The organism is Paenibacillus sp. GCM10027628, from assembly GCF_042676385.1.
GTDB lineage: Bacteria > Bacillota > Bacilli > Paenibacillales > NBRC-103111 > Paenibacillus_E.
Window position 1 is genome coordinate 52,985 of the sequence record NZ_JBHTHA010000049.1, and the last position, 11,418, is coordinate 64,402.

An 11,418-nucleotide genomic window follows, 5' to 3' on the forward strand; every position below is an offset into this window, starting at 1 on the left:
TGACTCGCAAGTCACTCGGCTTTAGGTTTGAGCCGGGACTTGCGAAGTTAAAGTGGCTTTGCGGGAAAGATTGACTCTGCCCTGTTGATCGATTTCCGTAACTTTGACAGTGATTTGGTCGCCAACATTCACGACGTCTTCAACTTTCGCTACACGTTCAGTGGAAAGCTGTGAAATGTGAACCAGACCTTCTTTACCCGGTAAAATTTCCACGAATGCACCGAACTTCTCAACTCGTTTAACAGTTCCGAGATACGTTTCACCGACAACAACTTCACGAACAATACCTTCAATGATCGAACGTGCTTTTTCGTTCATCTCTTGGTTCGAAGAAGCGATAAATACGCGGCCATCCTGCTCAATGTCGATTTTCACGCCGGTTTCTTCAATAATTTTATTGATGATCTTACCGCCCGCTCCGATCACATCACGGATTTTGTCCGGATTAATTTGCATAGTAAGAATTTTAGGCGCGTAAGGCGAAAGAGCTTTCTTAGGCTCATTAATACGGGAAAGCATTTTATTCAAGATGTGCATACGGCCTTCTTTGGCTTGTTCCAAAGATTGCTGCAAAATGCTGCGGTCGATGCCATCGATTTTGATATCCATTTGCAGAGCCGTTACGCCTTTGGCAGTACCCGCCACTTTGAAGTCCATATCGCCAAGGTGATCTTCCATCCCTTGAATATCGGAGAGGATCGAGAAGTGATCGCCGTCTTTGATCAGACCCATCGCAATACCCGCTACAGGAGCTTTGATCGGTACGCCTGCATCCATCAATGCGAGTGTGCTTGCACAAATACTTGCCTGTGAAGTCGAACCATTGGATTCAAGCACTTCAGAGACCAGACGGATCGTATATGGGAAATCAACTTCATTAGGAATGATCGGCTCAAGAGCTCTCTCCCCTAGCGCACCATGACCAATTTCGCGGCGGCCTGGAGGACGAAGCGGTCTGGCTTCACCAACGGAGAACGGCGGGAAATTGTAGTGATGCATGAAGCGTTTAGTTTCTGTCAGATCGAGTCCATCCAGAATTTGCACATCACCAAGAGCACCTAAAGTACAAATGCTTAATGCTTGAGTTTGTCCACGTGTAAACAATCCAGAACCATGGGTACGAGGCAGAAGGGTAATATCGCACTCGATTGGACGAATTTCTTCCAGTTTACGGCCGTCAGGTCTTACTTTATCATGCGTAATGAGTCGACGCACTTCTTCTTTCACGATGTCATACAACGTTTCTTTGACGTCATCCATCGCATCTGGCGTATCCGCATAAACTGCTGTGAAATGTTCTACAGCCTCAGCGTTAACAACGTCGATCGCTTCTTGACGAGCGTGCTTCTCAGGAATCTTGATTGCTTCTACCAATCTTGTCTGAGCGAACTCACGAACAGCTTGGCTTACTGCAGCATCAACCGCGTGAAGTTTCACTTCCATTTTCGGCTTGCCGGCTTGTTCAACTAATTCTTCAATCTTGGCAACGATTTTCCGGATTTCATCATGTCCGAACATAATAGCTTCGAGCATCACTTCCTCAGGCACTTCGTTTGCGCCAGCTTCAACCATCATGATCGCATCTTTCGTTCCTGCAACGGTCAGATGAATGTCGCTTTTTTCAGCTTGCTCAGTCGTTGGATTGATTACGAATTGACCGTCAACACGACCCACGATAACGCCGCCAATTGGTCCGTTGAAAGGAACGTCCGAAATCGCCAGCGCCGCGGATGTACCGATCATCGCCGCAATTTCAGGCGAACATTCTTGGTCGACACTCATCACGATCGAGACGATTTGCACATCGTTACGGAAGCCTTCCGGGAACAGCGGACGAATCGGACGGTCTGTCAGACGACTCGCCAGAATTGCTTTTTCGCTTGGACGACCCTCACGTTTAATGAAGCCTCCAGGAATTTTACCGACGGAGTATAATCTTTCTTCATAATTCACAGTTAACGGGAAAAAATCCAGATCCTTTGGTTCGCTGGATGCCGTAACTGTACAAAGCACAACCGTATCGCCATACCGTGCGGTAACAGCTGCATTGGCCTGTTTGGCAAGTCGGCCCGTTTCAAGAATGAACGGTCTGCCACCAAGGTCCATTTGTACCCTTTTCTCCATAATATCCTCCTTTAAGCTTTGCCTGTGCTAAACTTTTTTCGTAAGCAAGCATTTGCCGTAAGCTATACTTTCTTAAGTATGTTTGTTTTGGTATCGCGCAGAAAGCTATGAACTCTGCTCCTGCTTGTCAAGCTCCGTATGTATTCCAAATGTTGCCTAGAGCCCACATCTACCTCTACTTCTGCGTAATACCTAGTATTTCCTTCTTTTACGGTTTTAAAAATACAAGAAAAAGCAACCTGGTTGCCGCTCTTCGCTTTAGCTTATCAAGCCCAGCAAAGGAGCAACAGGTTGCTTCTCATTGTCGGTTTTATCGACGCAAACCAAGCTTTTCAATCAAAGCACTGTAACGGCTCACATCTTTGTTCTTCAGGTATGCCAGCAGCTTACGGCGTTGTCCAACCATTTTAAGCAAACCACGGCGGGAATGATGATCTTTCTTGTGCGTCCGCAAATGATTTGTCAGGTTAACAATGTTTTCCGTAAGGATAGCTACTTGAACTTCTGGAGAACCCGTATCGGTATCATGTACCTTGTGAGTTGCAATCAGTTGAGTTTTGCGTTCTTGTGTTAATGCCATCCTTGTTCACCTCCTGTTCCAAAGTATCCCCTATAGCCGAGATCACGCCGGTGATAGCGGGGTTCCAAGCTAAGGTTCGTGCAAAAAGAATAGGTTCCTTTTGACAACGTCATTCAGTATATCATAATCGTAAGGCAGAAGTAAATGCTTGATTTAGACAAGCCGTTCTAATCTTCCTCTTGCCGATTCAGCATCCTGCCTGATCTGGGCAATGAGCTCATCAATCGAAGCAAACTTTCGTTCAGCACGCAAATAAGCAATCAATTCAACGGTTATGTGCTCTCCATAGATTTGACTGGAAAAATCAAATAAATGAGCCTCGAGCGATTGTTTCAATTCTCCAGTTGCGACGGTCGGTTTAACGCCGATATTCATAACGCCTTTATAGCTTTCCCCATTCACAATTGCTCTAATCGCATACACGCCATTTACTGGAATGACATAAGGCTCGTCCAATTGGATATTCGCCGTCGGAAAGCCAAATTCGCGTCCCCGCTTCGCTCCATCCACGACAATACCGCTCATACTGTAAGGACGTCCGAGCAACCGGGTCACCGTTTCAATATCCCCTTGCTGCAAGGACTCACGAATTAAGGTGCTGCTTACTTTTTCCCCATCCATATGAAAAGGTCTCACCACTTCTACGGAAAATTTGCCGTGACTCAACTCACAGAGAGAATCCGGGGTTCCTTTACCTTGATAGCCAAATGTAAAATCAAAGCCACAAATGACACTATCAACACCCAACCGATGAAGTACATCATCGACAAACTGATCTGGCGAAAGTCTCATTAATGAAGCATCGAAAGTTACAATGTAAACATGATTTACGCCGAGAGAAGCAAACAGTTCCATCTTCTTCTTCATAGGAGTCAAGAGTTCTGTGTACTTGTCCTGCCCCATAACAGCTCTAGGATGCGGATGAAAGGTCATAATGGCAGCAGGAAGGCGAAGACGCTCAGCAGTCTGTATCGCACGACCGATGACTTCTCGATGTCCCAGGTGAACACCATCAAAGTCACCAATCGCTACGACCTGATTACCCACATAAACAGGAGCTGACCCCAACTCCATCGGATACGATAGCGGAATTATTTGCATATAAGTTCATTTCACCTACCTATATCAACCTGTCCGGCAAAGCCAGCCTATTAGAGGAAGACTTTGGCCGGGGTCAGGCTTTGGCTAACGCTTTTCCATTCGAAAATACCAAGAAACCGTTCATCCGGCGAGTACGCGCGGAATATCGATGATGAAGCATCCGCCCCCGCGACGCGTTCCGAATTCATGGCAATTTTTTTTCCCTGCAAGGCATGTACCGATTCAGTTGAAGTAAGCCGGATCGACGGGATATGCATTATCGCTTGGTCCATCGGGATCAAGTGTGCTTGCAGCGATCCGTCTTCCTTGAACTGCTGGATCTGCTCGAAAGTCAAACACTGATCTCGACGAAGGCTTCCTGTGGAGGTTCGAACCAGGCTTTTCATAACGGCAGGATACCCGAGTGATTTGCCAATATCCACACACAAGGTTCGGATGTAAGTGCCTTTGGAGCAGGTAACGCGGAAATGGATCTCAGGATGCTGCACTTGCAAGTTCATCCCGAGGATCTCGATACTGTGAATCGTAACTTTTCTTGATTTCCGTTCAACTTCCTTGCCTTCCCTAGCCAGCTCATACAGCCGTTTCCCATCAACCTTGACCGCTGAGAACATTGGCGGCACCTGCTCGATTTCGCCGATAAAAGTAGCCAGCGCCGTCCGAATCTGATCCTCGGTGAGGCTGACATCCCGTACTTCCTCCAGAACAGTCCCCGTCATATCTTCCGTATCGGTTGAAAGTCCGATGCTAAGCACGGCTTCATATTGCTTTGGGAGCTCTTGTATGTACTCAACCATCCGGGTTGCTCGTCCGATACAGAGCGGCAAAACCCCTGTTACTTGAGGGTCCAGCGTTCCGGTATGACCGATTCTCTTGACACCGAGTATTCGCCTTACTTTCGCTACGACATCATGAGAAGTATAGCCTTCAGGCTTCCAAACGGGCAAAACACCTTCTAGTGTCATCTCAGTTCTGTACCTACTTCCTGAACCATTCTAGCTATTGCTTCCTCTAACGTACCATGTATCGTGCAGCCCGAAGCACGGACATGCCCGCCTCCACCAATAGACTGCGCGATCTGTGCGACGTCAACTTTTCCAGCGGATCGAAGACTGACTTTGATAACGCCTGGCGCTTTTTCCTTAAACAGGATGCCCACCTCGACACCCTCCACATTACGAGGATAATTCACAAGACCGTCAAGATCATCACTCGAAGCTCCCGTAATCTCCAAATCTGCCAAAGAGACTGCGAGCCAGGCAAGCTTGCGGTCGTGGGCAAAAGAGAGTGTGGAGAGCGCTCTTTGCAGCAGCACAGTCTGGGAATAAGTCAGCCGTTCGAGCACCTGCTCCGCAATAACGGAGCCTTGCACGCCGAGTTGCAATAAAGTTGCGCCAATCTGCATGACCTCCGGCGTCGTATTGGAATAGCGGAATCCGCCGGTATCCGTTAAGAGGCCCGTATAAAAGCAATCTCCAACCTCTAAAGTTGGCACCAAGTTCATATGTATCGTCAAATCATATAAAATCTGCACGGTTGCCGCGGCATCGTGTTTAATTAGATGACAAGACCCAAATCTATCGTTCGTGGGATGATGATCGATATTGAGCAAACTAACCTGCTCATCAAAAAGAGTGCTGATCTTACCCATTCTGGAAAAATCAGCACAATCCACACTTATGATCGTTTGGTATAGCCTTGGCGGAGCTTCTTTGCTGAAATCCATCACTAGATCGCTTCCCCACAAATAAGAAAATTTTGAGGGCATGGCGCCCTCATTGATCATTGTGAACGATTTACCAAGCTGTTTCAGAATCCAGCCCGTTGCATACGTAGAACTGGCGGCATCCCCATCCGGCTGGATATGGGATACCACCAGGAAATCATCATGCTGCTCGATAAACTTCGCAGCCGCTTCAAGCTGCTGCACGTATTCGGATGCATGGTTCATTCCGTTCTTCATACGTTTGGATTTCCTTCCTGATTAAGCTGGTGCAGCAAGTTGTCAATCCGGCTTCCATAGTCGATAGAAGCATCGAACTTAAATTGCAGGTCTGGAATTTTGCGCAAACGAATTCGTTTGCCTAATTCCGAACGAATATAACCGGTTCCGGCAGACAGCGCCTTAAGTGTCGCTGCCTTTTCTTCTTCGGTTCCCATGACGCTTAAGAAAACGCGAGCCAAGGATAAATCGTTCGTTACTTCAACGCCGGTAACGGTCAAGAAGCCAATGCGCGGATCTTTTAATTCGGATTGTACGATTTGGCTAAGCTCTTTCTTGATCTGCTCGCCGACTCGCCCTACGCGAACTCTAGCCATAAGTCATCACCTCTCAACGGATTCCATGATGAAGGCTTCAATAATGTCCCCTTCTTTAATATCATGATAACGCTCCAGAGATATACCACATTCGTAGCCTTGAGCAACTTCTTTTGCATCGTCCTTAAATCTTTTCAGGGAATCAATCTTGCCTTCATGCACGACGATACCGCCGCGGATTAAGCGCAATTGAGCGTTACGAGCAATTTTACCGGAAATAACCATACAACCTGCGATGGTTCCGGCTCCTGTAATTTTGAACACGTTACGCACTTCAGCCTGACCAAGCGTCACTTCTTTAAAGACCGGATCCAACATGCCCTTCATGGCTTGCTCGATTTCTTCGATGACGTTATAGATGATGTTATGCAGACGAATATCCACTTTTTCTTGATCAGCAGTCGATTTGGCTGCAGGTTCCGGACGCACGTTGAAACCGATGATAATCGCATTGGAAGCCGATGCAAGGATAATATCGGACTCCGTAATCGCACCTACGCCGTTATGAAGGATTTTGACGCGAACGCCTTCCACTTCAATTTTTTCCAGCGAGCTCTTCAACGCTTCCACGGAACCTTGAACGTCACCTTTGATGATTACATTCAGATCCTTGATTTCACCGTCTTTAATATGCTTAAAGAGATCATCCAATGTGACGCGAGAGTTGGCCGTCATTTCGGATTGACGCAGCGCGATGGCGCGGCGTTCCGCAATGTCTCTTGCTTTGCGCTCATCTTCATAAGCCAGGAACGGATCCCCTGCTTGAGGAACTTCAGTCAAACCTGTAATCTCAACTGGAGTCGATGGTCCTGCTTCTTTCAGTCGTTTACCTTTATCATTCACCATGGCTCTGACACGACCAAAATGTACGCCCGCAACAAAGCTGTCGCCGACTTTCAGTGTTCCATGCTGAATCAGGATTCTCGCTACCGGTCCTCTACCTTTATCAAGCTCTGCCTCAATGACCGTACCTCTGGCACGTTTATTCGGGTTTGCTTTGTACTCTTGTACTTCAGCTACCAGAAGAATCATCTCCAGCAGGTTCTCAAGACCGATGCGCTGTTTGGCTGAAATCTCACAGAAAATCGTGTCGCCGCCCCACTCTTCGGGAACAAGCTCGAACGCCGTGAGCGCCTGCTTGATCTGATCAGGATTAGCGCCCTCTTTATCAATTTTGTTCACAGCGACAATGATTGGAACGCCAGCTGCTTTCGCATGGCTGATCGCTTCTACGGTTTGAGGCATAACGCCGTCATCCGCTGCAACAACGATAATCGTAATATCCGTTACTTGTGCACCGCGGGCACGCATTGTAGTGAACGCTTCGTGACCAGGCGTATCCAGGAACGTAATTTTCTTCTGATTCACTTCGACTTGATAAGCACCGATATGCTGAGTGATACCGCCTGCTTCGCCTTCCGTTACATTCGTCGAGCGAATGGCATCGAGCAGCGTCGTTTTACCATGGTCAACGTGACCCATAATGGTGACGACTGGCGGACGTTCAAGCAGATCTGCCTCATCATCGATTTCTTCAAACGTCTCAAAGTTATCTTCTTCCACTTTGATTTTCACTTCAACCTCAACGCCAAATTCCGTTGCGATTAATTGAATGGCATCCAAATCAAGCTCTTGGTTAATTGTTGCCATGGTTCCAAGGAATAATAGCTTTTTAATAACCTCGGAGGCATCTTTATGGAGCAATTTCGCCGTTTCACCGACCGTCATTGTGCCACGAACGATGATTTTCTTAGGCGTATTATCGATTTTCTCTTTTTTAACCGTTTCTTGTTGATATCTGCCTCTATTGTTACCGCGTTGGTTATTGCGGTTTTGTCCGCCTGGACCGCGTCTAGCGCCTGCTTTATTATCATCAAAGCGATTCGGCGTAGGTTTCGTTTTCTTCGTTGTTTTCACACCGGCTTTAGCTGCAGCTTCATCTAGCTCTGCTGCTGTAGCTCCCACGTGGAACTGTGGCTTCGCTTCTTGAATGACCGGTCTGCCACTTTGGTTATTGCGGTTGTCGAAAGGTCTGTTAGGACGGTTCGGACCCGCACCGCCGCGATTCGGAGCTCCGCCTTGCGGACGGTTACCACCTGTGCCTTGAGTACTTGTTCCAGTGCTGCCAGTACCTTGGTTCGGACGGGAGCCCGCATAGTTACTGCTGCGATTTCCGCCGCCTTGACCTTGGCCCTGGCTCGAACCTTGACCACCTGGACGGTTACCATAGTTGCCGCCGCCAGAATTGCCTGGGCGCTGGTCGTTAGAACGGTAAGGAGGGCGATCGCCAGTACGTTGACCTTGACCTTGGCCTTGGCCGCTTGGACGTTGACCCTGCCCTTGACCTTGATATCCGGAACGCTGCCCCTGACCTTGTCCTTGACCACTTGGACGCTGTCCCTGGCTTTGACCTGTCGGGCGCTGTCCTTGACCCTGACCGCTTGGGCGTTGATCACGCTGAGGCTGAGCCGGGCGGCTAGCTACATACTGATCATCCGAACGTCTAGGGGAAGTAGATTGTCCTTGTGTGGAAGATTGATTTTGCTGCGGTGAATTGACACCGCCATTAGTTTGCTCAGAAGCAACCGGCTTCGAAGCCGAAGTTGCCGCACCTTTATTCTCCTGTGCAGGAGCCTGCGAAGCAGGTTTCTGATTCGTCGTAGATGAACTCACATTTCCTCCGTCCGTAGCTGCTCGTTTGGCAGCCGCATTTGCTTTTATATCACGAAAAAACTTTTCAACACTATCCACCGCTTCGTTTTCCATTACGCTCATATGGTTGTTAACGGGAATATTTAAACGCTTGAGAATCGTAATGATTTCCTTACTGCTCATGTTCAGTGATTTCGCGTATTCGTACACGCGTGTTTTATCTTTATTGTCTTGTTTATTAGTCAATACTTTTCACCTCCGCAGGATTTACCTGACACTTCTGCAGCATCTGCGCGAAGCCTCCGTCCAGTACGCCCAGGATGACACGCATCTCTTTGCCAATGCTGCCTCCCAGCTCGTATTTCGTACCTAATTCCATCAGGGGAACCTTATAGAACTGGCATTTATCTTGAAATTTTTTACGCGTATTGTCCGAAGCGTCTTCCGCCATAATGACAAGTTTCGCTTCTCCCGAACGGATCGCTTTAAAGACGCTCTCATCGCCCGAGACCAGCTTACCTGCCCGCATTGCCAACCCCAATTGGGATAAAAATTTATTCTTCATCCTCGTTCTCCTCCTCTTTCGAAGAGAGGAACTCGTCTTCAACACGAATGAAATCCTGCTCCAATTGATCATAAATATCAGCGCTTACGGCATGCTTCAGCGCCCGATCCAGCGCCTTGCTCTTCTTAGCCAACTTAAAACAAGATACTTTGCCGCACAGGTAGGCACCGCGCCCGGACTTCTTCCCTTTCAAATCGATGAGAATTTCGTCCTCAGGCGTTTTGACGACGCGGATCAAGTCCCTCTTCGGCATCATCTCCTGGCAGGCCACGCATTTTCTTAGAGGGATTTTTCTCTGCTTCATTCCGATCACCCCTTGCTCCAGGCAACTACTCGTTAGTCAATGCTAACGGAATCTTGATGCATTTCTTCCGTGTACGTTTTAGGTCTGCCGTACTCTTGTTCCGCCTGTGACTCGCTCTTGATGTCAATTTTCCAGCCGGTCAGTTTCGCAGCCAAACGCGCGTTCTGTCCTTTAATGCCAATAGCAAGAGAAAGTTGATAATCAGGCACGATAACGCGCGCCATTTTTTCGCTCTCATGCACTTGCACTTCGAGCACTTTGGAAGGACTGAGCGCATTCGCTACGTACTCCTCCACGCTTTCCATCCAGCGTACGATATCGATTTTCTCGCCGCGGAGCTCGCCGACGATCGTTTGGACGCGCAAGCCTTTGGGCCCTACGCAGGAACCAACCGGATCGACTTCAGCATTGCGGGAATGAACGGCGATTTTGGAACGGAAACCCGCTTCGCGCGCAACCGAACGAATTTCAACGACGCCGTCGAAAATCTCCGGAACCTCGAGCTCGAACAACCGTTTGAGCAAACCAGGGTGCGTTCTGGAAAGAATGATTTGCGGCCCTTTTGTCGTATTCTCCACCTTGGTGATGTACGCTTTAATGCGGTCGCCTTGTTTGAATTTGTCTGTCGGCATCAACTCAGTAAGAGGAAGCACCGCTTCGACTTTACCCAGGTCCACATAAATGTTGCGCTGATCCTGACGTTGAAGAATACCCGTAACGATATCCTCTTCCTTGTCAATAAAAGCGTTGTAAATCAAACCTCTTTCCGCTTCGCGAATGCGCTGCGTCACAACTTGTTTCGCGGTTTGCGCCGCAATCCGGCCGAAATCGCGTGGCGTTACTTCAATCTCAACGATATCATCCAATTGATAGTTCGGATTGATCTCACGAGCTGCATGAAGCGAAATCTCTAATCTCGGATCGAGTACATCCTCCGTAACGGTTTTGCGGGCATATACTTTGATAAGTCCTGTTTGGCGGTTAATATCCACGCGCACGTTCTGTGCGGTATTGAAATTGCGCTTATAACTCGAAATCATCGCCGCCTCAATCGCATCGATCAGCAGCTCCTTGGAGATACCTTTCTCACGTTCAATTTCCGACAGCGCTTCGATAAAATCCATGTTCATTTGAACCGAGTTCCCCCTTTCAATAAGTAACTGTTGCTAAAAGACGATAGCCAAACGAGCGCTCGCTACTTTAGCAAACGATATCGTGCTTTTCTTCTTGCCTGTTTCAACAACGAGTTCCTCGCCGTCAAATGAAAGCAGCTTGCCTTCAAACTCTTTAGAGCCGTCAATAGGCTCGTAGGTGGTAACAAATACGTGACTTCCTACAGCTTTGTGATAATCCTGCAGCTTTTTGAGAGGTCGTTCTGCGCCTGGCGAAGACACTTCCAAAAAATACGCATCTGGAATAGGATCCTTCTCATCAAGCTGTGCGCTTAAGTATTCGCTGATGCGGCCGCAATCATCTATATCAATGCCGCCTTCTTTGTCTGCATAGACACGAAGGAACCAGTTGCTGCCTTCTTTCACGTATTCAATATCCACGAGTTCAAATCCATTTTGTTCGATGAAATCTTTCAGCATGTCCTCAATGACGGATTTGATTTGTGCTTGTGTAACCACGGATTGATTTGCCCTCCTAAAATGAACTTTGCCCACTAAAATAAGTGTTTAAAAAGTTGGCTTTTTAAACTTCATTTAAGGTAAAAAGTCCTATATCAAAATGTAAAGAGTGGGTTTCCCCACTCTTTAATCACAAGATGAT

The 11,418-nt window shown here is 47.8% G+C and carries 11 protein-coding genes; all 11 read right to left on the reverse strand.

The annotated features are described in order from the left end of the window. Positions 1-21: 21 nt before the first annotated feature. Positions 22-2,124, reverse strand: coding sequence for a polyribonucleotide nucleotidyltransferase (pnp, locus tag ACFQZT_RS30090; RefSeq protein ID WP_379306248.1), 2,103 nt, complete (start codon positions 2,122-2,124; stop codon positions 22-24). Positions 2,125-2,434: 310 nt separating this feature from the next. Next, positions 2,435-2,704 carry a 30S ribosomal protein S15 gene (gene rpsO, locus ACFQZT_RS30095; RefSeq protein WP_188174120.1) on the reverse strand — a complete coding sequence of 90 codons (270 nt, stop codon included), beginning with the start codon at positions 2,702-2,704 and terminating at the stop codon, positions 2,435-2,437. 153 nt (positions 2,705-2,857) lie between these two features. Next, positions 2,858-3,805 (reverse strand): bifunctional riboflavin kinase/FAD synthetase, encoded by a 948-nt coding sequence (locus tag ACFQZT_RS30100; RefSeq protein ID WP_379306251.1) that lies wholly within the window; start codon positions 3,803-3,805, stop codon positions 2,858-2,860. 50 nt (positions 3,806-3,855) lie between these two features. Further along, complete coding sequence (gene truB / locus ACFQZT_RS30105; RefSeq protein WP_379306253.1) at positions 3,856-4,770, reverse strand: tRNA pseudouridine(55) synthase TruB; 915 nt, start codon at positions 4,768-4,770, stop codon at positions 3,856-3,858. Then, positions 4,767-5,768 carry a DHH family phosphoesterase gene (locus tag ACFQZT_RS30110; protein ID WP_379306255.1) on the reverse strand — a complete coding sequence of 334 codons (1,002 nt, stop codon included), beginning with the start codon at positions 5,766-5,768 and terminating at the stop codon, positions 4,767-4,769. The genes truB and ACFQZT_RS30110 overlap by 4 nt, the downstream gene beginning before the upstream one ends. Then, positions 5,765-6,124: a 30S ribosome-binding factor RbfA gene (rbfA, locus tag ACFQZT_RS30115; RefSeq protein ID WP_379306256.1), complete on the reverse strand. Its 360-nt coding sequence runs from the start codon at positions 6,122-6,124 to the stop codon at positions 5,765-5,767. Before rbfA ends, ACFQZT_RS30110 begins: the two co-directional genes overlap by 4 nt. A 6-nt stretch (positions 6,125-6,130) precedes the next feature. Beyond that, a complete protein-coding gene (gene infB / locus ACFQZT_RS30120) occupies positions 6,131-9,022 on the reverse strand; it encodes a translation initiation factor IF-2 (RefSeq protein WP_379306258.1) in 2,892 nt (963 codons plus the stop codon). Next, positions 9,015-9,341, reverse strand: coding sequence for a YlxQ family RNA-binding protein (locus tag ACFQZT_RS30125; protein ID WP_379306260.1), 327 nt, complete (start codon positions 9,339-9,341; stop codon positions 9,015-9,017). The genes infB and ACFQZT_RS30125 overlap by 8 nt, the downstream gene beginning before the upstream one ends. Beyond that, on the reverse strand, positions 9,331-9,645 hold the full coding sequence (gene rnpM, locus ACFQZT_RS30130) for an RNase P modulator RnpM (RefSeq protein WP_379306262.1): 315 nt from the start codon (positions 9,643-9,645) through the stop codon (positions 9,331-9,333). Before rnpM ends, ACFQZT_RS30125 begins: the two co-directional genes overlap by 11 nt. A 32-nt stretch (positions 9,646-9,677) precedes the next feature. Continuing rightward, positions 9,678-10,775, reverse strand: coding sequence for a transcription termination factor NusA (gene nusA / locus ACFQZT_RS30135; protein ID WP_379306264.1), 1,098 nt, complete (start codon positions 10,773-10,775; stop codon positions 9,678-9,680). Between the two features lie 36 nt (positions 10,776-10,811). Beyond that, positions 10,812-11,258, reverse strand: coding sequence for a ribosome maturation factor RimP (gene rimP, locus ACFQZT_RS30140; protein WP_379306408.1), 447 nt, complete (start codon positions 11,256-11,258; stop codon positions 10,812-10,814). Positions 11,259-11,418: the final 160 nt, after the last annotated feature.